Source organism: Porphyrobacter sp. LM 6, assembly GCF_001720465.1.
In the GTDB taxonomy this organism is placed as follows: domain Bacteria; phylum Pseudomonadota; class Alphaproteobacteria; order Sphingomonadales; family Sphingomonadaceae; genus Erythrobacter.
Genome location: NZ_CP017113.1, coordinates 714,492 through 737,317, shown reverse-complemented (window position 1 = coordinate 737,317; position 22,826 = coordinate 714,492). Strand labels below are relative to the sequence as shown.

At 65.9% G+C, this 22,826-nt stretch carries 21 protein-coding genes and 1 tRNA gene; 7 read left to right on the top strand and 15 right to left on the bottom strand.

The genetic code is table 11. The features are described 5' to 3' along the window. Positions 1-172: 172 nt before the first annotated feature. Both BG023_RS03655 and BG023_RS03650 read right to left on the bottom strand, forming a co-directional pair. Complete coding sequence (locus tag BG023_RS03655) at positions 173-1,102, bottom strand: isopenicillin N synthase family dioxygenase (RefSeq protein ID WP_069309260.1); 930 nt, start codon at positions 1,100-1,102, stop codon at positions 173-175. Between the two features lie 39 nt (positions 1,103-1,141). Continuing rightward, positions 1,142-2,617 carry a NupC/NupG family nucleoside CNT transporter gene (locus BG023_RS03650; protein ID WP_083234509.1) on the bottom strand — a complete coding sequence of 492 codons (1,476 nt, stop codon included), beginning with the start codon at positions 2,615-2,617 and terminating at the stop codon, positions 1,142-1,144. Between the two features lie 237 nt (positions 2,618-2,854). Between BG023_RS03650 and BG023_RS03645 the strand changes: the two genes are divergently transcribed. Continuing rightward, positions 2,855-3,547: a queuosine precursor transporter gene (locus BG023_RS03645; protein WP_069309259.1), complete on the top strand. Its 693-nt coding sequence runs from the start codon at positions 2,855-2,857 to the stop codon at positions 3,545-3,547. A gap of 119 nt (positions 3,548-3,666) precedes the next feature. Here BG023_RS03645 and BG023_RS03640 read toward each other — a convergent pair. From BG023_RS03640 to BG023_RS03625, 4 genes are all read right to left on the bottom strand, one after another. Next, a tRNA-Lys gene (locus BG023_RS03640) sits at positions 3,667-3,742 on the bottom strand. Between the two features lie 33 nt (positions 3,743-3,775). Beyond that, the gene (gene folK, locus BG023_RS03635; protein ID WP_069309258.1) at positions 3,776-4,264 is read right to left on the bottom strand and encodes a 2-amino-4-hydroxy-6-hydroxymethyldihydropteridine diphosphokinase; all 489 of its coding nucleotides are present in this window, start codon (positions 4,262-4,264) and stop codon (positions 3,776-3,778) included. 2 nt (positions 4,265-4,266) lie between these two features. Then, on the bottom strand, positions 4,267-5,145 hold the full coding sequence (aguB, locus tag BG023_RS03630) for an N-carbamoylputrescine amidase (protein ID WP_069309257.1): 879 nt from the start codon (positions 5,143-5,145) through the stop codon (positions 4,267-4,269). Between the two features lie 18 nt (positions 5,146-5,163). Further along, complete coding sequence (locus BG023_RS03625; protein ID WP_069309256.1) at positions 5,164-6,069, bottom strand: class I SAM-dependent methyltransferase; 906 nt, start codon at positions 6,067-6,069, stop codon at positions 5,164-5,166. 109 nt (positions 6,070-6,178) lie between these two features. Between BG023_RS03625 and msrA the strand changes: the two genes are divergently transcribed. Further along, entirely contained in the window at positions 6,179-6,724 is a 546-nt protein-coding gene (gene msrA, locus BG023_RS03620) for a peptide-methionine (S)-S-oxide reductase MsrA (protein ID WP_069311098.1), read from the top strand. Between the two features lie 50 nt (positions 6,725-6,774). On the opposite strand, the gene BG023_RS03615 is transcribed toward msrA, so the two are convergent. Both BG023_RS03615 and BG023_RS03610 read right to left on the bottom strand, forming a co-directional pair. Then, a complete protein-coding gene (locus BG023_RS03615; RefSeq protein WP_069309255.1) occupies positions 6,775-7,245 on the bottom strand; it encodes a DM13 domain-containing protein in 471 nt (156 codons plus the stop codon). Between the two features lie 170 nt (positions 7,246-7,415). After that, positions 7,416-8,669 carry an RsmB/NOP family class I SAM-dependent RNA methyltransferase gene (locus BG023_RS03610; protein WP_233993065.1) on the bottom strand — a complete coding sequence of 418 codons (1,254 nt, stop codon included), beginning with the start codon at positions 8,667-8,669 and terminating at the stop codon, positions 7,416-7,418. Between the two features lie 120 nt (positions 8,670-8,789). Between BG023_RS03610 and BG023_RS03605 the strand changes: the two genes are divergently transcribed. Continuing rightward, positions 8,790-8,948, top strand: a complete 159-nt coding sequence (locus tag BG023_RS03605; protein WP_069309254.1) for a DUF1674 domain-containing protein — start codon at positions 8,790-8,792, stop codon at positions 8,946-8,948. Between the two features lie 191 nt (positions 8,949-9,139). Here the strand turns inward: BG023_RS03605 and BG023_RS03600 are convergent, their stop codons facing one another. From BG023_RS03600 to BG023_RS03585, 4 genes are all read right to left on the bottom strand, one after another. After that, a complete protein-coding gene (locus BG023_RS03600; protein ID WP_069309253.1) occupies positions 9,140-10,555 on the bottom strand; it encodes a cytochrome P450 in 1,416 nt (471 codons plus the stop codon). A gap of 66 nt (positions 10,556-10,621) precedes the next feature. Further along, the gene (gene hemH, locus BG023_RS03595; RefSeq protein WP_069309252.1) at positions 10,622-11,668 is read right to left on the bottom strand and encodes a ferrochelatase; all 1,047 of its coding nucleotides are present in this window, start codon (positions 11,666-11,668) and stop codon (positions 10,622-10,624) included. Positions 11,669-11,747: 79 nt separating this feature from the next. Further along, the gene (locus BG023_RS03590) at positions 11,748-14,021 is read right to left on the bottom strand and encodes a molybdopterin cofactor-binding domain-containing protein (RefSeq protein WP_069309251.1); all 2,274 of its coding nucleotides are present in this window, start codon (positions 14,019-14,021) and stop codon (positions 11,748-11,750) included. 3 nt (positions 14,022-14,024) lie between these two features. Beyond that, positions 14,025-15,032 carry an Mrp/NBP35 family ATP-binding protein gene (locus tag BG023_RS03585; RefSeq protein ID WP_069309250.1) on the bottom strand — a complete coding sequence of 336 codons (1,008 nt, stop codon included), beginning with the start codon at positions 15,030-15,032 and terminating at the stop codon, positions 14,025-14,027. A gap of 132 nt (positions 15,033-15,164) precedes the next feature. Between BG023_RS03585 and hflK the strand changes: the two genes are divergently transcribed. The 3 genes from hflK (at position 15,165) to BG023_RS03570 (ending at position 18,863) form a co-directional block, all read left to right on the top strand. Next, a complete protein-coding gene (gene hflK / locus BG023_RS03580; RefSeq protein ID WP_069309249.1) occupies positions 15,165-16,289 on the top strand; it encodes a protease modulator HflK in 1,125 nt (374 codons plus the stop codon). 4 nt (positions 16,290-16,293) lie between these two features. Beyond that, positions 16,294-17,139, top strand: a complete 846-nt coding sequence (hflC, locus tag BG023_RS03575; RefSeq protein WP_069309248.1) for a protease modulator HflC — start codon at positions 16,294-16,296, stop codon at positions 17,137-17,139. Between the two features lie 179 nt (positions 17,140-17,318). Beyond that, on the top strand, positions 17,319-18,863 hold the full coding sequence (locus tag BG023_RS03570; RefSeq protein WP_083234745.1) for a Do family serine endopeptidase: 1,545 nt from the start codon (positions 17,319-17,321) through the stop codon (positions 18,861-18,863). Positions 18,864-18,916: 53 nt separating this feature from the next. Here the strand turns inward: BG023_RS03570 and BG023_RS03565 are convergent, their stop codons facing one another. The 3 genes from BG023_RS03565 to BG023_RS03555 form a co-directional block, all read right to left on the bottom strand. Then, positions 18,917-20,992 (bottom strand): transglycosylase domain-containing protein, encoded by a 2,076-nt coding sequence (locus BG023_RS03565; protein WP_150122776.1) that lies wholly within the window; start codon positions 20,990-20,992, stop codon positions 18,917-18,919. Positions 20,993-21,186: 194 nt separating this feature from the next. Further along, positions 21,187-21,597, bottom strand: a complete 411-nt coding sequence (gene msrB, locus BG023_RS03560) for a peptide-methionine (R)-S-oxide reductase MsrB (protein WP_069309246.1) — start codon at positions 21,595-21,597, stop codon at positions 21,187-21,189. A 66-nt stretch (positions 21,598-21,663) separates the two neighbouring features. Next, positions 21,664-22,332 carry a glutathione S-transferase family protein gene (locus tag BG023_RS03555; RefSeq protein ID WP_069309245.1) on the bottom strand — a complete coding sequence of 223 codons (669 nt, stop codon included), beginning with the start codon at positions 22,330-22,332 and terminating at the stop codon, positions 21,664-21,666. A gap of 107 nt (positions 22,333-22,439) precedes the next feature. On the opposite strand from BG023_RS03555, the gene BG023_RS14835 reads away from it, so the two are divergent. Beyond that, the gene (locus BG023_RS14835; protein WP_190315807.1) at positions 22,440-22,721 is read left to right on the top strand and encodes a hypothetical protein; all 282 of its coding nucleotides are present in this window, start codon (positions 22,440-22,442) and stop codon (positions 22,719-22,721) included. The last annotated feature ends 105 nt before the right edge of the window (positions 22,722-22,826 follow it).

Below are 22,826 nucleotides of genomic sequence, written 5' to 3'. Positions count from 1 at the left end.
TGTGACAGTTTGATGAATCGCCCTGCCGTGGCTGCGCGAGTCCTTAACCCGCCCGCGTGCGAACGCTAGAAAAGTCTCCGGATTGCGCGTGTTCTGCGCGCGGGTGTTGCACTGCAGCAACGCCCGCGGAAATTCTTCGGCACGGGCGTTGGCCGCAGGTCAGCCGGGCCGGTCAGGCGAGGTTGATCTCGCGCAGGCGCTGCATGAGATAATCATGCGCGGTGATCGCCGGTTCGGGCGGGGTCGCATCGTCGGCGCTGACGCATTCGGGCAGCGGCTCGATCAGGAAATCGGGCCGGAAATGCAGGAAGAACGGCATCGAATAGCGCGCCCGTCGTGCCGCATCCCCGCGCGGGTTCACCACCCGGTGCGTGGTCGAACGCAGCCGCCCGTTGGTCTGGCGCTGGAGCATGTCGCCGACATTGATCACCAACGCGCCCTCAGCCGCCGGGATCGGCAGCCATTCGCCCGTCTTGGTGAGCAGTTCGAGCCCGGCTTCCTCGGCCCCCAGCAGCAGCGTGATGGTGTTGATGTCCTCGTGCGCGGCGGCGCGGATCGCACCTTCGGGCGCGCCTTCGGCGAGCGGCGGGTAATGCAGCAGGCGCATCACAGAATTGCCGTTCTCGACGCTGTCGGCAAAGAAATCGCGCGGGCGGCCCAGATGCAGCGCGATCGCTTCGAGCACCCGGCCCCCGGCAACCTCGAAGGCGGAGTAGAGTGCGCTGAGCGTTTCGCGGAAACCTTCGACCTCGGACGGCCAGACATTGGGGGCCATGTATTCGGCCAGCGGGTGACCAGCGGGCAGATCGCGGCCGACGTGCCAGAACTCCTTCAGATCGAAGATGTTGGCGTCCTTGGCTTTCTCGGTGCCGAACGGCGTGTAGCCCCGCGCCCCGCCGCCGCCTTCGATCTTGTAGGCGCGCTTCACATCATCAGGCAGCGCAAAAAACGCCCTAGAGGCGGCCTCGGCGCGGTCGATCAGATCCTGCGGAATGCCGTGATCGCGCACCACGGCGAAACCATATTCGGCAAAGCTGCGGCCCAGTTCGTCGGCGATGGTCTCGAGCGGCTGGGCGAGCGAAACGGAAGCGATGTCAGTCATGCGCGGCCCTTACACCCAGGCCGCCATGACTGCCAAGCCTCAGTAGGGCAGGAACAGGCTCGCCAGCGCCGCGCTCATCAGGTTCGCAAGGCTGCCTGCCGCGAGCGCCTTCAGCCCCAGCTTGGCGATCACCGGGCGCTGGTTGGGGGCCAGCCCGCCGGTCACCGCCATCTGGATCGCGATCGAGGAGAAGTTGGCAAAGCCGCACAGCGCGAACGTGATGATCGCGCGGCTGCGCGCGGTCAATTCGCCCGCCTGCATCGCGCCCAGATCGATGAAGGCGACGAATTCGTTGAGCACGATCTTGGTGCCAAACAGCCCACCCGCGATCTGCGCCTGATCCCAGTCGGAAATGCCGATCAGGAACATCACCGGCGCGAAGATATAGCCGAGCAGCTTCTGGAAGCTGATGGTGGAAAGCCACGCGGCGACATCAGGCGACAGCGGGCTGCCGGTCTGCGCGGCAAGGTTCACGATCCCACCGCCGATGCCGGCAAGCATCCCGTTGGCGAGCGCCACCAGCGCGACGAACACCATCACCATCGCGCCCACTGCGACGGCGAGCTTCACGCCGGTCTGCGTGCCCTGGGCTGCGGCTTCGATGATGTTGGCGGGGCGCTGGCCTTCCTCGAAGGTTTCGGCCGAAGTCACCTCGTCAGCCTTCTGGCCGGGTTCGACAATCGACGCCGGGCCGACCGCGCTGATGCGCGCCTGGGGGAGTTCGACCTCCTGCCCGTTCTCGTCATACATCACCACCCGGGTCGCTTCGGTCAGGGTGTTGCTCTTGCCACGCGCCTTGGCCACCGCCGCAGCACCGATATCAGCGCCTAAAGCCGCCACACCATCATCGGGCATCATGATCTTGGCCATCAGGATCCCGCCCGGCGCCGACATGAAGGCCGCGGCGAGCAGGAACGGCACCGCCTCTTCGCCGATGAAGCTGGCATAGGCGGCAAGGATCGTCCCCGCCACGCCCGCCATGCCCACCGCCATCAGCGTGAACAGGCCCGAGGGGCTGAGCGCTGCGAGATAGGGGCGCACCACCAGCGGGCTTTCCGACTGGCCGACGAAGATATTGGCCGCCGCGCCCAGCGCCTCGACCTTGCTGATCCCGGTGATCCAGCCGATCGCCCCGCCCACCCAGCGCACCAGCCGCTGCATGATGCCGAGGTGATAGAGGATCGAGACAATCGCGGCAAAGAACACGATCACCGGCAGCGCGCCGATCACGAAGGTGTTGGCGAAGGGATTGTTCTCCATCGGCCCGAACACCGAGGTGATGCCTACCTTCGAGAAATCGAGCAGCGCAATGACCCCGCGTGACAGACCGCCAATAACGGCAACGCCCGCTTCGGTGCGCAGCACAACCAGCGCAGTGATCGCCTGCAAGGCAAAGGCGGAACCCACCACCCTGAGGTTGATCTTCCGCCTTGCGGAGGAAAGCGCGAAGGCGATGCCGAGAATGGCGAAGACCCCGCCGAGGCTCAGCAGGATGGACGTGATACCTTGGTTCACGGCAGCGACATGCCCTTTGCTTGCAAGGAAAAGACGATCTGACCCCCGCGCTGACCGGACGGAAAGGCCCGCGCGCGCCAAGGGTGGGTGGCAGTTTGCCGAACGACTTGCAAGGGTTGGCGCCGCGCGGCTCCACAAGGGCAAGGCACAGTGTGCGCACTGGGGACGAAATCCGGTCGGTGACAGGGGCGGGCGTGCGCCTTTTCTTTTGCCTGCGCGCTGGCTAGCAAGCGGGCGATGACCGATACCGCCGCGCCTGCCGCACCCGCCGTCTCCACTATCTCCATGCCGCTGGGCATGTTCGTCTTCACGCTGCTCTATGGCGGGATGACAGTGCTCGCGGGCGTACTTGCGTTCAAGCAGGTGCAGCTGTGGCCGACGAGCCTTGCAGTCGAAAGCGGGATATTCCCGTTCTTGATGCTGGTGGTGATCTCCAGCACGCTCTCGCAGCTTTACGGGCGCGATGCGGCCAAGCGGATCGTGTGGTGGGGGTTCTTCCCGCTCGGCCTCTCGGCGCTGCTGATGCAGCTGGTGCTGGGCCTACCCGCCTCGTCGGAAATGCTCGCCTTCCGCCCCGATGATCTCGCCGCCTTTGAGCGGGTGCACCAGTCGACCTGGCGGGTGTGGATGGCAGGCCCCGCATCCTACATCACCTCGCTGCTGCTCAACATCTGGATCTTCGACCGCCTGCGCGGGCAGGGCGAGGAAGGCGCGATCGGCCTGATGGTGCGCGGCGCGATTGCCTCGGCGCTGAGCCAAGCGGTGGATTCGGTGATCTTCATCACCCTCGCCTTCTACGGCGAGTTCGACATCACCGACCTGATGATCGGCCAGGTGCTCGCCAAGGTGTTCCTGAGCGTGGTGCTGGTGCCGTTCCTGATCACCTTCGGGGTAAAGGCAGCGCTGTGGCTGGACGCAAAGAAGGCGTAACCCCACGCAGTCGCACCAAACGGCCTGAAAGGCCGCAAGCCCGAACGGGCGCCCGCAGCGAAGCGACCATAGGGAGCGGGAGCGAGGATTTCGCGCCCCGGAGGGCGCGCGAAAAGAAATGGTGAGCCCGACAGGATTCGAACCTGTGACCCGCTGATTAAAAGTCAGCTGCTCTACCTACTGAGCTACGGGCCCACACGTGTGCCGCGCGAATGGCGGCAGGCGCGCTCACCTAGGCAGGGGGCGCGGGCGGGTCAAGCGGGCATGGTGATGGGCGATGGTCAGACCATGCGTCGGATCGCGCCAGTCGGGCGCGATGGCGCGGGCCGGGGTGAGCACGAAGTCACGCGCGGCAAAGGCGGGATGGGGGATCGCCAGACCTGCCGAGCGCCATTCCCCGCCGCTCCAAAGGATGATGTCGCAATCGAGCACGCGGTCGCCCCAGCGCTGACCGGGGCGGCGGCCGAAGGCGCGCTCGGTGCGCTTGAGGGCGGCGAGCAGCGAGGGCGGCGCAAGCTCGCTCTCCATCACCAGCGCGGCATTGGCGAAGGACCGCTGCGCCGCGCCCATCGCCGGGGTCGCGATGATCGGCGCGCGGGCGGTCACGGTGCCGAAAGCCGCGATCTCCTCCATCGCCGCCTGCACCACGCCGCGCGGCGCGCCATAGAGGTGGTGGCGCCGGTTGCTGCCGAGCGCGACGAGATAGGTGCTGCTCAAGCTCAGATATCTTGCGCGATCCGGCCGTAGAGCTGCGGGCGGCGGTCGCGGAAGAAGCCCATGCCGGCCCGGTGCGTCGCCGCACGCGCCAGATCGAGCCGGGCGATCAGCACGCCGGTCTCGCCCGCGCCGTAATCAGCGACCAGATCGCCCCATTCGTCCGCGATGAAGGAGTGGCCGTAGAAGCTCTGTGCTGCATCGTCCGGGCCTTCGGTGCCGATGCGGTTGGCCGCAGCCACGGGCATGCAGTTCGACACCGCATGGCCGATCATCGCTCGGCGCCACATGCGGCTGGTGTCGAGGCCTGCATCATAGGGCTCGGAACCGATTGCGGTGGGATAGAGCAGCAGTTCTGCGCCCATCAGTGCCATCACGCGCGCGCATTCGGGATACCACTGGTCCCAGCAGATGCCGACGCCGACCTTGACGATCGCGCCGCCCTCTCCGGCCACGTCCCACACCTTGAAGCCGTCATTCCCGGGGCGGAAATAGTACTTTTCCTCATAGCCCGGGCCATCGGGGATGTGGCTCTTGCGGTAGGTGCCCTGGATCGCGCCGTCGGGGCCGATTATCGCGAGGGTGTTGTAATAGTGGTGCCCGTCCCGCTCGAAGAAGCTGGTCGGGATCGTCACCTTGAGCTTCGCGGCGAGCGCCTGCATCGCGATCACGCTAGGGTGCTCTGCGGTGGGCCGCGCGAGTGCGAACAGCGCCTCGTCCTCCTCGCGGCAGAAATAGGGGCCGGAGAACAGCTCGGGCGGCAGGATCAGCTGCGCGCCCTTCGCGGCGGCTTCCTCCACCAGCGCCGACACGGCGGCGATGTTGGCGGCTTCGTCATCCGAACCGAGGGGAAGCTGAAGGGCGGCGAGCGTGATAGCGGTCATGCCGCCGCCCCTACTTCATTATTTGGCCTTCTTGAAGAGCAGCGTCATGCGGTCGCTTTCACCCAGACCCTTGAGGTCTTCGCGCTTGGTCGCCAGCGTCGGGGGCATTTCCCACACGCCTTCGGGGTGGTTGGCGGCATCCTTGGGGTTGGCAAGGATCTCGCTCGCGGCGACCAGTTCGAAGCCGTGGATGCGCATCAGGTCGATCACGTCCTCCTGCCGCAGATAGCCCTTGCTGCCATTGGCGTAGGACCACGGCGCATCCGCCTTGGCGCGGTGCTGTTCGATGCCGATCAACCCGTCATCCTTCAGCAGTTCGCGCATGGCCCGCAGTTCGGTGTCGAGGATGCCCATGCGCAGCGGATTGTGCAGCGCGCGCATCAGCAGGATGCGGTCGAAGGTGCCCTTCTGGTCGGCCGGAATGGACTCGAGCGTGATCCCTGCGAACTTTTCGGCCGGAAGCCCGGTGTAGCCGGCGACTTCGGCCGGGAACTTCGCCGCGGCATCGCGCACGCGCTGCTGGCGGGCGGGATCGCTGCTGGCGGTCAGCGGGTTGACGTAGATACCGACCAGCTTGCCCTCGCCGCCGAGGTAGTGTCCGAGCAGGCGCGAATACCAGCCGCCACCGGGCGAATATTCGCCAACCTTCATGTGCGGGCCGACATGGAAGAAGGCGAGCGTTTCCGCCGGCTTGCGGAACGCGTCGCGCGCCTTGTCCTCGGCGCGGGTCGGGTGGTTGATCGCGGCCGACACCTGCTCGCCGTGATGCTTCATGAACATCGCGGTGTCGCGGATATGCGCATCGCTGGTGTCTTCCTTATGCGCGCCGTGAGCGCCATGCGCGCCATGGTCCATGTGCTGGGCCGCCAGCGGGGCCGCAAAGGCAAGGCCGCTCGCGGCGGCGGCAAGGATCAGCTTGTTCATGGGTAACTCTCTCCCTTGGGGTGTCGAATGCACGTTGATACGCATGGGTGGCAAAAACGGTTTCGTGGCCTATCTCTGGCACAAACAAACGGAGAATTCGATGAGCAACATGGACACAGCGATCATTGCAGGCGGATGCTTCTGGTGCACCGAGGCAGTGTTTCGCGATGTCGTCGGCGTGAGCGGCGTGGAAAGCGGCTATATCGGCGGCACCAAGGCGCATCCGACCTACAAGGAAGTGTGCACCGGCACGACCGGCCATGCCGAAGCCATCCGCGTGACCTTTGATCCGCACGCGATCAGCCTTGCCGAAATCTACGACGTGTTCCTTGGCACGCATGATCCGACGCAGTTGAACCGGCAGGGCAACGACATCGGCACGCAATACCGCTCGGCGATCTTCCCGCTGTCGGACGAACAGGGCGCGGAAGCCGAAGCCGCGATTGCGCGCTGGAATGCCGAGAACGGCAAGCAGGCGGTCACCACGATCGAGGGTCTTTCGGGCGGCGCGCAAACGGCCGAATGGTATCCGGCCGAGGACTATCACCAGGAATACTGGGACGGCGAAGGCCAGCGGAACCCCTATTGCCTCGCGGTGATCCCGCCCAAGCTGATGAAGCTGCGCAAGAGCTTCCAGAAGTATGTGAAGGATTGAGCAGGGCTAGCCCCGCGGCGGAGCAATCCGCCGCGGGGCCAGTGCTACCCTCAGCGGTATTTGGCGGCGGTGATGAACTTGCCGAAGGCTTCGCACCAGATCACCACGGTATCGTAGTTCTCGATATTCACGCCCGGCGGCACATCGATGATGAAGCCGTTGTAGCTCTTGATCGAACCCAGCTGCACCGATTGCGCCTTGATCGCGCGGAAATCGGCATCGTTGTCGACATAGCGGGGGGCGAGGTAGATCTTGTAATCCGGCCCCGGCGCCAGTTCGCCCTGGTGGACGATGCGCTGCGGGGTGACGCTGATCGTGCCGGTGCCCCAGTGGAACTCGTCGCTGCCGGGCAGGTCCTTCCTGAAGGTGGCGGAGTAGGCGGCGGACTTCGCCGCAGCGGCAAGCTGCGCGGCATCGGGCGCGCGTTCGGCCACAAGGATCGGCAGGAAATAGACCCCGAGGGCAAAACCGAGCGCGACTGCGCCCAGATGGGTGGCGGCGAGGAGGAGGAGCTTTTTCATGGGAAGGGGTCTTTCGCGAATGGGCGTTGCTGCACCATTCGCGGGACAGTTCGATCCGGTTACCCTCGCCCCCAACTTACCGTCGCCCCGGACTTGATCCGGGGTCCCGCTGCCTTTCGCCTTCGAAGAGAAAAGCGGGATCCCGGGTCAAGCCCGGGAAGACGGTTGAGTTATTGCTTCACCCACCGCGCCACGAAGAACCCGTCGAGCCCGCCGTGATCGGCCAGCATTCCGGGATGCGTCCGCAGCCAGCCTTCGGGTGTGGGAGTGAGACCGGCGGGCAGTTCCTCTGCCGTGACCGGCTGGGGCGTCAGACCCAGTTCGGCATCGATCCACGCCGCTTGGCTCTCGCCCTCTTCGGCTTCGAGCGAGCACACCGCATAGACCAGCCAGCCTCCGGGATTGAGCCAGCCCGCCGCCCGCGACGTGAGCGCGCGTTGCAGTTCGACCATCTCGGCAATCTGGCCCTTGCCGATGCGGTGGAGCACATCGGGGTGGCGACGGCAGGTGCCGGTGGCCGAGCACGGGGCATCAATCAGGATTGCATCGAAGCGGTGCTTCGGCTCCCACGTCAGCGCATCGGCGCGGACGGGCGCGGCTTTCAGCCCGGTGCGCTTGAGATTGTCCTTGAGCAGATCGAGCCGCCGCTTCGACAGATCGAGCGCGGTGACATTCCACCCGCTCGCCGCCAGCTGCATCGTCTTGCCGCCGGGCGCGGCGCACAGATCGAGCACGTTGCGCCCCTCTCCCGCCCCCAGCAAGCGCGCGGGGATCGAAGCGGCGAGATCCTGCACCCACCAGTCGCCCGCCTTGAAATCGGCGAGGCTCTCCACCGCCGCGCCGCGCGGCAGGCGGACATGGCCGGGGGCCAGGCTGATCCCGCCCATCTGGACGGCGCGGGCCTCGGTTGCGCCCGTATCTTTCAAGGCAAGGTCAAGCTCGGGCGGGTAGGCGAGGCCGGGGGCGATCGCGGCGGCCTTGTCCGCGCCCCAGCGGGCGGTGACGCGTTCGGGCAGGGTCGGCACCTCGGGCAGCGCCGCGCCCTGCTTCACCAGCGCCGAGAACACCCCGTGCGCCAATCGCCGCGGCCCGCCGGCGAGCAGCGGCAGGCCGGTGGCGATCACCGCGTGCGGGGGCGTATCGAGCCGCAGCGCCTGCGCCAGCATCAGCCGCAGCACCATGCGCGCCTTGGCGTCTTCGGGCAGGTTCTGTTTGGTCGCGCTGTCGATCAACGCATCGATATCGGTCAGCCAGCGCAGGGTCTCGCCCGCGATCGCCTTGGTCAGCGCGCGGTCGGGGGCCTTGCGGATATCGGCGAGCGCGGGGCCTTCCGCCTGTTCCAGCGTCTCGCCCCGCCGGAACACGGCATCGAGCAGGCGGAGCGCAGCACGGCGCACGGGAAGTCCGGGGGTAATGCCATGCACGGCCCCTAGAGCATCGCGCGAAAAAGTGGGAACCGGTTTTTCGCTCCCCGGCGATGCGGGCCACAAACGCGCCCCTAACCCCTATTGAAACCAAGCGCCAGCACGCGCATTTGGGAGGCCATGACCAAGGAAAAGTCCGAAGCCGCGAAGAATTTCAGGAAGCCCGCCCACTGGACCAACGATCCGGTGCCCGCGCCGAGGCCCGTCGAGCAGGACGAAAAGCTCAGCCCCACCCGCTATGGGGATTGGGAGAAAGACGGGATCGCAGTCGATTTTTGATAAGGGAGGTGCGCGGCAGGCCCGCCTAGACCCCCCTTAGACCCCCTCTAGGCCCCGCTAGCCAATGTTCCACGTGGAACATCTGTGGCACTCGGCGGCGCAGCCGCCGCAAGGCCGAACGGCCGCCCGCAGCGACGCGGCCGTCAGGCCGTGTGAGCGAGGATTTCGCATCGCGGACGCGATGCGGACAATCAAAGCGGTTTGAAGGTGACCTTGAGCCCGTCCTTGGGCTGCGGGATCGGCCAGTCCTGCCATTCGGGATTGTAGCCCGGTGCAGCCTCGATCCGGTAGCGCTGGAGCAGCTGCGCCAGCAGGATCTTCACCTGCATATAGGCAAAGTGCAGCCCCAGGCACATATGCGCGCCCCCGCCAAACGGCACCCACGCATACTTGTGCCGTGCCTTCACCTTGTCAGGCGTGAAGCGCATCGGATCGAAGGTGAAGGGCTTGTCCCAATATTCCTCGGAGTGGTGGGTCCAGTAGATATTGATCCCCACCATCGCGCCCGCCGGAATGCGGTATCCGCCATACTCGAACTCGCGCAGCGCCCGGCGCGGCATCGAGGGCACAGGCGGCACCATCCGCAGCGATTCCTTGAACGCCATCTCGGTCAGATCGAGCTTGGCGAGGTCATCATAATCGAGCGGGCGCGGGTTGCCGTCGCCATCCGGCCCGCCGGTGACTGCCATGATTTCCTCGCGCAGTTTCTCCTGCCATTCGGGGTTGGTGGCGAGGTGATAGATCAGCGAGGTGGCCGAGGAGGTGATGGTGTCATGCGCCGCCATCATCAGGAAGTTCATGTGATCGACCACTTCGTCGACCGGCAGCAGCGAGCCGTCCTCGCGGGTCGCGGTGGCGAACTGGCTGAACATGTCCTGCCCCCCGCCTTCCGCGCGGCGGCGCAGGGTTTCGCGGGTGAAATACTCGACGAGAAACGCGCGGCCATCCACGCCCTTCTTCATCTTGGTGAAGGGCAGCGGCTTGCGCACCGGCGCGACCGAGGCCTGCACCATGTCGACGAAAGCCTCATTGATCTTGTCGGCTTCCGGCCCCCACGGCAGCCCGATGAAGCTATCCGCCGCGAGATCGAGCGTGAGCTTCTTGATCGCCGGATAGAACTCCATCGGCCCCGCCCAGCCGGCCACCTCGCGCGCAATCCCGCGATTGAGCGCGCCCGAATAGTGGCGCATCGGTTCGGGCTTGAACGCGATCGACAGCGCGCGGCGGTCAATGCGGTGATGCTCGAAATCGATCAGCATCAGCCCGCGCGGGAACAGCTGGTCGAGCACCGGTCCCCAGCCCTGTTCGCTGGAGAAAATCTTGTCCTTGTTGAACAGCAGCAGCTCGTTCGCCTCGGCCCCGATCAGCGCGATCTGCCAGCCGCCAAAGGCGCGGTTCTTGTAAACCTTGCCGTGGGTCTTGATCATCCGGTCGGCAAAGGCGTGCGGATTGGCAAGCATGGTGAAGGTGTTGCCGACCACCGGCCAGCCTGCCTCGCCCGGGATATGGGCAAGGTCCGCTTCGGTCAGACGGCCTTCACCCCAGTGACGCGGAGCATCGGCAGGGGCAGCATCACGAGCAGTCGGGGCTTCGGCAAGGGTCGCCATGGTCGGTTTCGGGCTCCGTTACAGGTTCGGATTCGCAACTGACTTGGGTGTAAATAATCCCCGCGCTCAAATCCAGCCGGAAAGCTCGCGCCGCAGCATTGTCTCGATCATGACGAGGCCATCACCCGAGGTGTTGAGGCAATCGAGCACCGCATAATCCTCGCCGCCTGCCTCGATGAACTCGTCACGCCCTTCGAGCGCGAGCTCTTCCATCGTCTCGACACAGTCCGCCGCAAAGCCGGGGGCTGCGACCACCAGCCGCTTGGTCCCCTTGCCGCCTTCCGCGATCAGCGTCGCATCGGTCGAGGGTTCAAGCCACGCCGCGGGGCCGAAGCGCGATTGGAAGGTGGTTTCAAACCGCACGCCCGAAAACTCGGGGCGCACTTCCAGCGCCTCGCGCAGAAGGCGGGCGGTCTTCATGCAGTGGCAGTAATAGGGATCGCCCTTCTCCAGCGTCTGCTGCGGCATCCCATGGAAGCTCAGCAGCATGACTTCAGGCTTGAAGCTGAGGCCGCGCACCTGCCGGGTCAGATCCTCTGCCAGCGCGCCGATATAGCCGGGATCATCGTGATAGGGCGGCACGAAGCGCAGCGCCGGTTGCCAGCGCATCTGCCCGAGTACGCGCGCCACCTCGTCGAACACGGTCGCGGTGGTGGCGGCGCAATATTGCGGATACATCGGGGCGATGAGGATGCGGTCGCACCCCTCCGCCATCAGCGCGGTCAGCCGGCTTTCGATCGAAGGCTTGCCGTAACGCATCGCGTATTCGACCACGACCGTCTCGCCAAAGCGGGCAACGAAAGTCTTGGCCATCGCCTCGGCCTGCCGCGCGGTGATATCGGCGAGCGGCGAGCCGCGCTCGGTCCAGATCTTGCTGTAGGCCTTGGAGCTTTTCTGGGGCCGGGTGTTGAGAATGATGCCGCGCAGGATGATCTGCCATACGATCGGCGGGATCTCGACCACGCGGCGATCCGACAGGAACTGCTTGAGATAGCGCCGGACCGAATCCGGATCGGGCCCGTCGGGCGTGCCGAGATTGACCAGCATCACGCCGATCTTGCCGCTTCGGGCGGGGGGATGATCGCCCGGAAGGCGCTGGGTCTGCCAGGTCATAGCGGCCCTAACGTTCGGGGGGCGTTTGGTTTCCGGCAAGACGCGAACTTCCGGACCGCGAGAGGTGAATTTGTCCGGGTCATGTGCCGTCCGAAAGTAGGGGCAGGCGGCGCAGACGCAAGCCCGTCGCCGAAAACAGCGCATTGGCGATCGCCGGCGGGGCCACCACCGCACCAAGCTCGCCAGGGTCGGCGGGCGGCGCATCGCTGGTCATGAACACGATCCGCATTTCCGGGCAATCGGCCAGTGTCGGCAGGCCCAGCCCGGTATAGTCGGTGTTTTCCGGCAACCCGCTGCGCAGCTTGACCGGATTGCCGAGCGCCATGCCGATCCCGAACACCAAGCCGCCCTCGATCTGCTGGAGCGCAATGTCGTGGTTGACGATCCGCCCGATATCGACTGCCGCCGAAAGCCGGATCACCCGTACCCCGCCCTCGCCCTGCCGCGCAGTGGCAACGCAGGCGATGCGCGCGGCATCCGGCCCGTCGCCGATCCGCGCACAGGCGAGGCCCTGCCCGCTCTGGTTGACCCCGCCATCCCATCCGGCGAGCTGTGCGGCGCGTTGCAGGCACGCGGCCAGCCGCACGTCGCTGCCGAGCATCATCATGCGGAACGACAGCGGCTCGCGTTCGTGCTTGGCGGCGATTTCGTCGATGAAGCTTTCGATCGCAAAGGTGGTCGGCCCATAGGCATTGCCGCGCACCCGGCCGACCGGCAGGCCGATCTCTACCGGCACGTGTTCCACCAGCAGCGCAGGCACCTGATAGGGCGGCACCGCGCCCTCGCAGGCGAGCGGATCGGGCTCGCCCGCCGTCTCGCGGATCGCGGCAGCCGGAGTGAGATTGCCGAACAGCCGCTTGCCGAATTCGCGGGCCGCCGGCGGAGTTGCGATCCGCATCCGCATCGCTTCGATCGCGCCGGGGTTGGTGCGGGAAAGCTGCGCGCCCATCAGCACCCAAGCCGGCGCACGCGGACGGCTGCGAATGATCTCGTCGCGGCGCGGCCAGGTCAGCTGCACGGGGCGGCCCAGTTCGCGGGCAATCAGCGCGATCTCGATCGCATGATCATGCTCGAGCCGCGCATCGAAGCTGCCCCCGGCGGGCATCGGATAAAGCGCAACATCCTCGACCGAAATGCCGATCGCGCGCGCTGCGGCGATCCGCGCCTGTTCGGGCGCCTGCGTGGCGATCCACAGATCGAGCCGCCCGTCGACGAAATGCGCTGCCGCCGTGGCGGTTTCGACCGGCGCGGCATAGGCGGGCTCGATCTCGTAGCGCCGCCCCATGTCGACCCGCGTGAAGGCGTCCCCGCCGAACCCGGTTTCGGCAATGGTAAAGCCCTCGCCGCCCGTCAGCGTCGTATCGAGCCGGGCGGCAAGATCGGTGCTGCTGACCGGCGTGGTCGTGGCAAAGCGCGGCTTCATCGCGTCGAGCGCCTGCTCGGCGCTCCACCATGTGGAGGCAGCCACCGCGATCCAGCGCTTGCTTTCGACGATCCCTGCCAGTCCCTTGATCCCGGCGACAGCATCGCGGTTGAAGCCCGCCAGCTCGCTCCCGTCGGCGGGGCCATGGCGGATCGAAGCGAACACCATGCCCGGCAGTCGCACATCACCCGCGAAACGGTGCGAACCATCGACCTTGGAGGGCAAATCAAGCCGCGGATAGGCGGGCATTTCCTCGGCCTCGGCAGGCAGGGGCTTTTCGCGCATCGGCTCGGGACGGAGCGGCGGCGGATCGGGCGGTGTCCACTCGGCAGCCGCCTCCGCCAGCTCGCCAAAGCTGGCGCGGTTATCGCCGTGGGTTACGAAGCCGCCGGTGACCTCGCATTCTTCCCATGCCACGCCCCAGCGCGATGCAGCTTCCTGCGCCAGCATCGCCCGCGCGGCGGCAGCAGCCTCACGGCAAGGCATTTCATAGGCTTCGAGCGAGGTGCCGTCGGCGGTCGCGGTGAAACGCTGCGATCCGACAAAGCGCTCCGCCATCATCGTATCGGTCCGATCCGAAAGGCCCGCGGCCACCGGATCCCAGAGCGTGATCCATTTGCGCGCCAGCGGGACATTGCCATAGGCACCCGATACCGGCGCCGGTTCGACCGCGATCTGCCGCCAGTCCGCCCCCAGTTCATAGGCCACGATCTGCGGCAGCAGTGTGGTGATCCCCTGTCCCATCTCGAGCTGCGGCACCGCGACCGTCACCACGCCGTCATGGGCGATCTTGAGCCACGCGCCGAACACCTGTTCGTCGCTGACCGCCACCAGCGGCGTGCGGTAGCTGCGCGGCATCAACCACCATGCCACCAACAGACCGCCGCCTACGGCAGCCCCGGTCAGCATTCCGCGCCGCGTGACCTCCATCGCCTAGATCGTCCCGGTATCGAGCCAGCGCGCCAGCCGCTCGGCAATCGCCACGAAAGGCGCAGCGGTTTCGTCATCCCCCGCTGCCGGAGGCTCGCCCTTGTCGCCCGCCATGCGCGTCGCCAGCGTCAGCGGCACCCGGCCGAGGAAGGGGATTTCGAGCGCGGCGGCGAACTTCTCCACGCCGCCTTGCCCGAAAGGATCACTCATCTCGCCGCAATGCGGGCAGGCGTATCCGGCCATGTTCTCGACCAGCCCGATGATCGGCACATCGCCCTGTTCGAACAGCTGCCCGGCGCGCGCAGCATCGATCAGCGCAAGGTCCTGCGGGGTGGACACCAGCACCGCGCCATCGGGCTTGTGGGTCGACAGCATCGAAAGCTGAACATCACCGGTGCCCGGCGGCAGGTCGATCAGCAGCAGATCGGTATCGCCCCACTCGGCATCGACCAGCTGGGTGAGCGCCTTGCCGGTCATCGGCCCGCGCCATGCCAGCGCCTTGCCGGGGGCGACGATGTGCCCCATCGAAAGGACCTTCACGCCATAGGGCGTATCGATCGCCACCAGCTTGTCGCCCTCGGGCGTGGCGGTGGGCTTGATGCCTTCGGTCTTGAGCAGCTTGGGCTGCGAGGGGCCGTAGATGTCGCCATCGATCACCCCGACGCGGCGCCCCATCCGCGCGAGGGCGACCGCAAGGTTGGTGGTGAGCGTCGACTTGCCGACCCCGCCCTTGCCCGATCCGACCGCGATCAACCGGCGGCGGCGGCGCTCTCCCGTCAGCGCGATGCGCACCTCGTCAATTTCGGCGAGCGGGGACAATGCGGCAGTGATGGCGTTTTCCAGCGCGGAGCGGTCCGCATCGGACAGGTCGCCGGCCTCGGCAACGATCACCGCACGGCGGGAGACAATGCGGGCGGAACGCAGGCGGTGGTTGATTTCGGGCGGCAGCGCACCGCGAATCAGCGCTTCCTCGGCGTCGGGCTGGCGGGGTGGTTCGGAGGGGTTGTTCATTTCGGCACGCCTCTAACACCAAATTCACGCAGCCAACCCCTGTTTTTCGTGCAGAGGCGTGCCTATAGATAGGAAATGCAGAGATTGGACGGCTGGAGAGAACGTCTTGGCGGTGCCGCGCGCGGCTTGGCCATGGCTGGCAAGAACAACCCTTGGGGCGGCTCGGGCGGCGGTGATGAGCCGGGCGACGGCAGCGCGGGTGGCGGCAATGGCCCCGGGGCCGACGACGGCAGCGATAATGGAGGCAGCGGGGGTCCACGCAACCCGTGGCTCCCCGGTTCGGGCGAGCCGGGCAAGCGCCGTTCGGCCGGGATCGAAGACATCTTCAAGAGCCGTGGCCCCGAAGGCCCGCGCCGCGCAGGCGGCGGCGGATCGGGTGGCCCGACCTTCCGCCTGCCCGAGCGCCCGAATGGCAAGAGCTGGCTGCCGGTCATCCTCGGCGGGGTCGCACTGATCTGGGTCGGCGCGACGGGCGTGCACTTCATTCAGCCGGGCGAACAGGCAGTGGTGACCTGGTTCGGCGGCAAATATTCGCACTCGCTGGATTCCGGCACCAACTTCACCGCTCCCTGGCCGCTGCAAACAGTGGAAAAGGAGAACGTGACCAAGGTGCGGCTGGAAGAGGTGCCCGGCACCAACACCGAAAAGCTGATCCTCACTGGCGATCAGAACCTGGTCGATCTGTCCTATCTGATCCGCTGGAACATTTCCGACCTCGCGCTCTACAAGTACCAGCTGTCCGACCCGCGCAATGCGCTGCTCGAGATCGGCGAGGCGGCGATGCGCGCTTCGGTCGCCAAACAGGATCTCGACACCGTGCTGACCGGCGCTGGTCGCGCTGAAATCGAACAGGATGTGCGTGCCGCAATGCAGGCGCGGCTCGATGCCTATCGTTCCGGCATCAGCGTGCAGGGGATCGAAATCAACAAGGTCGATCCGCCCGCGCGGGTTGAAGAAGCCTTCAAGGACGTTTCTTCCGCGCAGCAGGATGCCGACGCGGCGATCAACCGCGCCCGCGCGGTGGCGCAGCAATTGCTCGCCCGCGCGCAGGGCGATGCCAGCGAGTTCAACGACATCTACGAAGAATACAAGCTCGCCCCCGAAGTGACGCGCCGCCGCCTCTATTATGAAACCATGGAGGCCGTGCTGTCGAAGACCGACAAGACGATTGTCGAATCCGGCAAGGTGGTGCCTTATCTGCCGCTGCCTGAACTCAAGCGCGGTGCCAAGCCACCGGTCCAGCAGCAGGGGCAATAAGACCATGCAGGAACTGCTTCAGAACACCCGCGCGCTGCTCATCGGTGCAGCTGTGATCGTGATCGCGCTGATCTCGAGCATCGTGATCGTGCCCGAAACGCATCAGGCGGTGGTGATCCGCACCGGCCAGCCGGTTCGCATCTTCAACATGTTCCGCCCCAACGAGCCCTATGGCCAGACCGGTGCCGGGCTCAACTGGCGCATCCCGTTCGTCGAGCAGGTGCAGATGGTTGACCGCCGCGTGCTCGATCTCGACATGGAACGCACCCAGGTGCTCTCGAACGATCAGCAGCGGCTACAGGTTGATGCCTATGCCCGCTACCGCATCATCGATCCGGTCAAGCTGGTGGAGAAGGCTGGCAGCGAACGCCAGCTCGAAGCCCAGCTGCTGCCGATCCTCACCTCGGTGCTGCGGCAGGAGCTCGGCCGTCGTCCGTTCACCGCGCTGATCAATGCCGAACGCGGTACGGCAATGACCAACATCACCCGCTCGCTCGACCAGCAGGCCCGCACTTATGGGGCGCAGGTGCTCGACGTGCGGATCAAGGCCGCCGACCTTCCCGAAGGCCGTCCCCTCGATGCCGCCTTCATCCGGATGGAAACCGACCGCGAGGAAGAAGCCGCCACGATCCGCGCCGCTGGGCAACGCGACGCGCAGATCATCCAGGCCGAAGCCAGCGCCGAGGCCGCCCGTATCTACGCCGATGCTTATGGGAAAGACCCCAAGTTTTACGACTTCTATCGCGCCATGCAGAGCTATCGTCAGACCTTCCTTGCAGGGCAGGGCGACAGCACGATGGTCTTGTCGGACGACAGCGAATACTTCCGCCAGTTCCGCGGAGAGCGCTGATCAGTTCGACCAGCAGCCGATTACGTCCGGCGAAGGAAGGGCGGCGTTCAATCGCCGTTCAGGCCCGGACAGCGCATTTGGGGCGTTGAAATCAGCCACCCGGCTGATGCCCCGTCAACGGTTTGAGGAACGGCGCGGTGGCCGCGGACGTTCCCGGGAAAGATAAGGACCAAGAGGACGTGAACAACGTGCGCTACGTGTATGGACTGTCGAGCGCGCTGCTGGTGGGCGGCGCTGCCATCTCGCTGATCACCGGATCGCCTCTGGGCGCGCAGGTCGCGCAGAACGATGGTGCGGTCATGGACCGGGTGGTGCCCGTCGCGGGCGCCCCGGCGAGCTTCGCCGACCTGACCGAACAGCTCCAGCCCGCCGTGGTCAACATCGCCACGCGCCAGCGGGTAGAAGTCGCCAACAATCCCTTTGCCGGCACGCCCTTTGCCGAACTGTTCAACCGCCGTCAGGGCGGCCAGAACGGCGGCGGACAGCCGCAGACGCGCGAGGCGCAGTCGCTGGGTTCGGGCTTCATCATTTCGTCCGATGGTTACGTGGTGACCAACAATCACGTGATCAATCCGCCAGACAGCCGCGCGAAGCTGGAAGCGATCACGATCACCTTGCCCGATGGCACCGAATACGAAGCCGATCTTGTCGGCGCTGATGCGGCCTCGGACCTCGCGGTGCTCAAGATCCGCGCCAACCGCACCTTCCCCTTCGTCCGCTTCGGCGATTCGAGCGCGGCGCGTGTGGGCGACTGGGTGGTCGCGATCGGCAATCCCTTCGGTCTGGGCGGCACGGTGACAAGCGGGATCATCTCGGCGGTCTATCGCAACACCGGCCAGGGCGGTGCCTATGATCGCTATCTCCAGACCGACGCGAGCATCAACCGCGGCAATTCGGGCGGCCCGCTGTTCGACATGCGCGGCAATGTGATCGGCATCAACAACGCGATCTTCTCGCCTTCGGGCGGCAGTGTCGGGATCGGCTTTGCGATCCCCGCCGAGATCGCTGCGCCGATCGTCGAACAGCTCAAGGCCGGCCGCGAGATCGAGCGCGGTTACCTCGGCGTCGGCCTCCAGCCGATCGACGAAGACTTCGCCGCATCGCTCGGCCTTCCCAAGCGCCGCGGCGAGCTGGTGCAGACCGTGCAGGATGACAGCCCGGCACAGCGCGCAGGCCTCAAGCCCGGCGATATCGTCACCAAGGTCAATGGCAAGGACGTCAGCGCCGAGCAGACGGTCTCGTTCCTCGTTGCGAATCTCGAACCCGGCGCTCTGGTGCCGGTCGAACTGCTGCGTGACGGCAAGCGTCTCGCGGTCAATGTCACGCTCGGCAAGCGCCCGACCGAGGCGGAGCTGCAACAGCAGGCCCAGACCTTCGATCCCGATGCCGAGGAGCCGATGGCGCCCGGCACCTCGGACGTGACGATCGAACAGAAGCTCGGTCTGCAGGTCATGCCGATGAGCGCGCAGATCGCCCGTTCGCTCGGCGTTGATCCGGAAACCAAGGGCGTGGTGATCGCTGCCGTCGATCCCAATTCGGATGCGGCCCGCAAGGGTCTGCGCCGTGGGGATATCGTGCTGTCGGCCAATTACCAGCCCGTCGCCACCGTCGAGGCGCTGCTGGCGCAGGTCAACGCCGCCACGACCGAAAAGCGCGAGGCGATCCTGCTGCGGATCCAGCGCCGCACTCAGCCGCCGGCCTTCGTCCCGGTGCGTCTGCGCTAAGCCAGCCCGAAAAGGAAAGGGCGCCGGGAGAACATCCCGGCGCCCTTTTTGTATCAGTATTCGGGCGGTTTCATTGCCGGCTGTGACGGCGGGCGGCGCGGCGGCGCACGCGGGATTTCCCCGCCGGTCGCCTCTTCGAGGAAATCCTCGCTGGCAGCAGGAGGCGCGCCCTCGCCCTCGACCCCGAACGGGCTCTGCGAGGGATCGCGGCGGTCCGGCTCGACCAGATTGCCCTGCTCGTCGATGTAGTAATAATCTTCCGGATCGCCGAACATCGCCTCCTCGTCGGGTTCCAGCTGCCACTCGGGCAGTTCCAGCGTCACGTCGAATTCCTCGACCGGACGATCCTTGACCGCATAGCGCATGAAGGCGGCAAAGGCCTGCGCCGGCGCGCGGCCGCCCTGAAGGCCCGGCACCGGCTTGGCATCGTCGCGGCCCATCCACACCCCCGTAGTGACCCCGGACGAGAAGCCGATGAACCAGCCATCCTTGTTCGACGAGGTGGTGCCGGTCTTGCCTGCCACCGGACGGCCGATCTGCGCCGCACGGCCCGTACCGGTCTGCACCGCGGCCTGGAGCAGGTCGGTCGCCCCGGCAACGACATAATCCGGCACCAGCGCAGCATTGCGCCGGCTGGCGTGGCGATACAGCACCTCGCCGCTGGCACCGGTCACCTTGGTGATCCCGTAAGGCTCGATGGCCGTGCCCTTGGCAGCGATCGCAGCAAAGGCCTGCGTCATCTCGATCACCCGCACTTCGGACGAACCCAGCACCATCGAGGGATAGGTTTCGACTTCCGAGGTGACGCCAAACCGCCGCGCCATCGATGCGACCGTGCCGAAGCCGACTTCGTTGCCCAGCTGCGCGGCCACGGTGTTGATCGAATAGGCAAAGGCCGTGCGCAGATCCGTTTCACCGACATTGCGCCCGTTCGAGTTGCGCGGGCTCCAGCCGTCGATCGTCACGGGAGTATCGACCACCTTGTCTTCGGGCGTGTAGCCCGCCTCGAGCGCGGCGAGATAGACGAACAGCTTCCATGCCGAACCGGGCTGACGCATTGCGGTGGTGGCGCGGTTGAAGTTGCTGGCGACATAATCGGTGCCGCCCACGAGCGCGAGGATCGCACCGTCGCGGTCAAGGCTGACCAGCGCCCCTTGGGCACCGCCCGGCGTATTGGACTCGATCGCCGCCGTCGCCGCGCGCTGCATGCCCACATCCAGCGTCGTCCACACCTCAATCGGTTCATAGGTTTCGGGCAGGATGATATCGAGCTGCGGCAGCACCCAATCGGTGAAATAGCGCACCGAGTTCTGTCCGGCCTGCTCCTTGAGCTGCACCGCGCTGACATCGACCATCGCCTGATCGGGGGTGATATAACCCTGCTCGCGCATCAAGCGCAGCACCACCTTGGCGCGGTCGACTGCAGCCTGGGTATCGGAAGTCGGTGAATAGCGGCTCGGCGCCTTGACCAGCCCAGCGATGATCGCCGCTTCGCCCACCGTCAAATCGGTCGCGGGATGGCTGAAGAATTTGCGGCTGGCGGAATCGATCCCGTAAGCGCCGCCGCCGAAATAGACCTTGTTGAGATAGAGCTCGAGAATCTGCTCCTTCGAGAACTTCCATTCCAGCGCCATCGCCAGCACCGCCTCGCGCGCCTTGCGGTCGAGCGAACGGTTGTTGTTGAGGAACAGGTTGCGGGCGAGCTGCTGGGTGATGGTCGATGTGCCGCCCACCCGCGCGCGCGATCCCGTCAGACCTTCCACCAACGCACCGGTGAGCCGGAACGGATCGACCCCGAGGTGCGAATGGAAGCGCTTGTCTTCGACCGCCACCATCGCATTGGTCATGCTTTCGGGAATGTCCTTGTAGTTGAGCCATTCGCCGAAGCTCGGCCCGATCTCCACCAGTTCGCGGCCATCGCGGGCGCGGATCAGGATGGTCTGGCCCGGCTGGGTCGCCTTGAGCGCGGCATAGCTCGGCAGCGACTGCGCGGCGAAGGCGACCGCAAAGCCGAGGAACACGAGGCCGAGCAGCGCCAGCCCGCCACCCCAGACCATCAGACACTTCATCCAGCGGCGGAAGGCGGAAGGCGGCGGTGCAGCGCTCTTGGGCGCGCGCGGCGGTGCCATGCCCGACCGCTCATTGGCTGCGCGGCGTTGTCCGCGTGCGCCCTTGTTCTGCAACCGATCGCCCCTTTTCGACATGACCTGTGTCCACCTGCTCAACGCGCGTTAACCGCGTTTTTGCGCGCTCTGCATAGGGAAGTTGTAACCGGGGGTGAACCCGCAAAGCCGGGGCCTGTCCTTCATTACGGCAATGCGCCTCAATCCTGCGCCGGGGTGAAGACCAGCGCGGCGGAATTGATGCAATAGCGCAAGCCGCCCTGTTCGGGCGGCCCGTCGGGAAAGACATGGCCAAGATGCCCGCCACACTTGCCGCAGCGCACTTCGGTGCGGATCATGCCGTAGCTGACATCGCGGTTTTCCTCGATCACTTCATCGGTCGAGGGCTTGGTAAAAGCGGGCCAGCCGCAGCCGGAATTGTATTTGGCCGTCGAATAGAACAGCTGCGTGCCGCAGGCCGCGCAGTGATATTCGCCCTCGTCGTAGAACTTGTCATATTCGCCGGTGAAAGCGCGTTCCGTGCCGGCTTCGCGCAGGATGTGATACTGCATCGGGGTGAGCTTCTCGCGCCATTCGGCGTCGGTCAGGCTACGGGGATCGGGGTTATCCATCGATGGTCCTCTCTGCTCGCGCCAATATCTGCGCGGCAGTGACAATTCGCAAGCGCCAGAAGAATGTTACCCGTCGAGCTGAGCGTAGTGCGCCGGCGGCTTGATCACGTCCATGCGCTCGGTAAGCAGCGGGCGAAAGCTCGGGCGGCTCTTGAACACCGCATACCAGCCGCGCGATTGTTCGTGGCCGGTCCAGTCGATCCCGCCAAGATAGTCCGCGACCGAAATCTGCGCGGCGGCGGCAAGATCAGCGAGGCTCATGGTCGATCCCGCCACCCACGGGCGGTTGTCGATCAGCCAGTCGAGATAATCGAGATGCCCATGTGCCATTTTCATCGCATCGCGCAGCGCGCGGCTGTCGGGCGGCTGGCGCAGAATGCGCTTCTTCATCCGTTCCGAGAGCAGCGGCGCGGTGACATCGGCATAGAAATTCTCGTCGAACAGCGCGACCAGCCGGCGGATCTCGGCGCGCTGGGCGGCGGTGCCGTTGATCATCGGATTGCGGTCCACCGTCTCTTCGAAGAACTCCGCGATCGCCCGGCTATCGGGGATGACGATGTTCTTTTCCTGATTGACGATCACCGGCGTGCGGCCTGCCGGATTGAGGTTGAAGAACATGTCCGAGGCCGCCCACGGGTCCTCGCGCAGCAGATCGAAGGGGATGTTCTTTTCGCTCAGCAGCAGCCGGATCTTGCGGCTGAACGGGCAAAGCGGGAATTGGTAGAGGTGCCACATGGTGGGCTATCCCATGCCGCAAAATGCGGGGCAAATCCATGCCTTCAGACGGGTAAACAGGGGAGGAATTACACCCCGAAGCCTCCAGCATCACGAGGCAGGAGGGCATGACCTTGTCGGTCTCGCCGCTGTCGCGCAGCGCCTTGGCCTCGAACCCGGCCAGCCACGCAATGCCGTCGCGGTCCAGCCCCGTCTCGTCCATCAACTGGGCGAGCGAGCGCACGAAGAATTCGCGCCCGCGGGTTTCCAGCGACGGCCATTTACGCGCGGCCTCTTCGCCGATCGATTGCCGCTGCGACACCAGCGCAAAGGCCGCCGAACAGCGCAGCAGCGCACGGCTTTCCTGCGACAGGGGGGGAAGCTCGGCCGGAGGCTGGGCGGGTGCCTGAGCAGATTGGGCCGCAAGCAGCGCGGCGATGAGGGGCGTAAGCATAGCCCCGTCTATGCATCGGAAGATGAACCAATGGCTACCGGAAAAGCCGATTGCCGGGCCG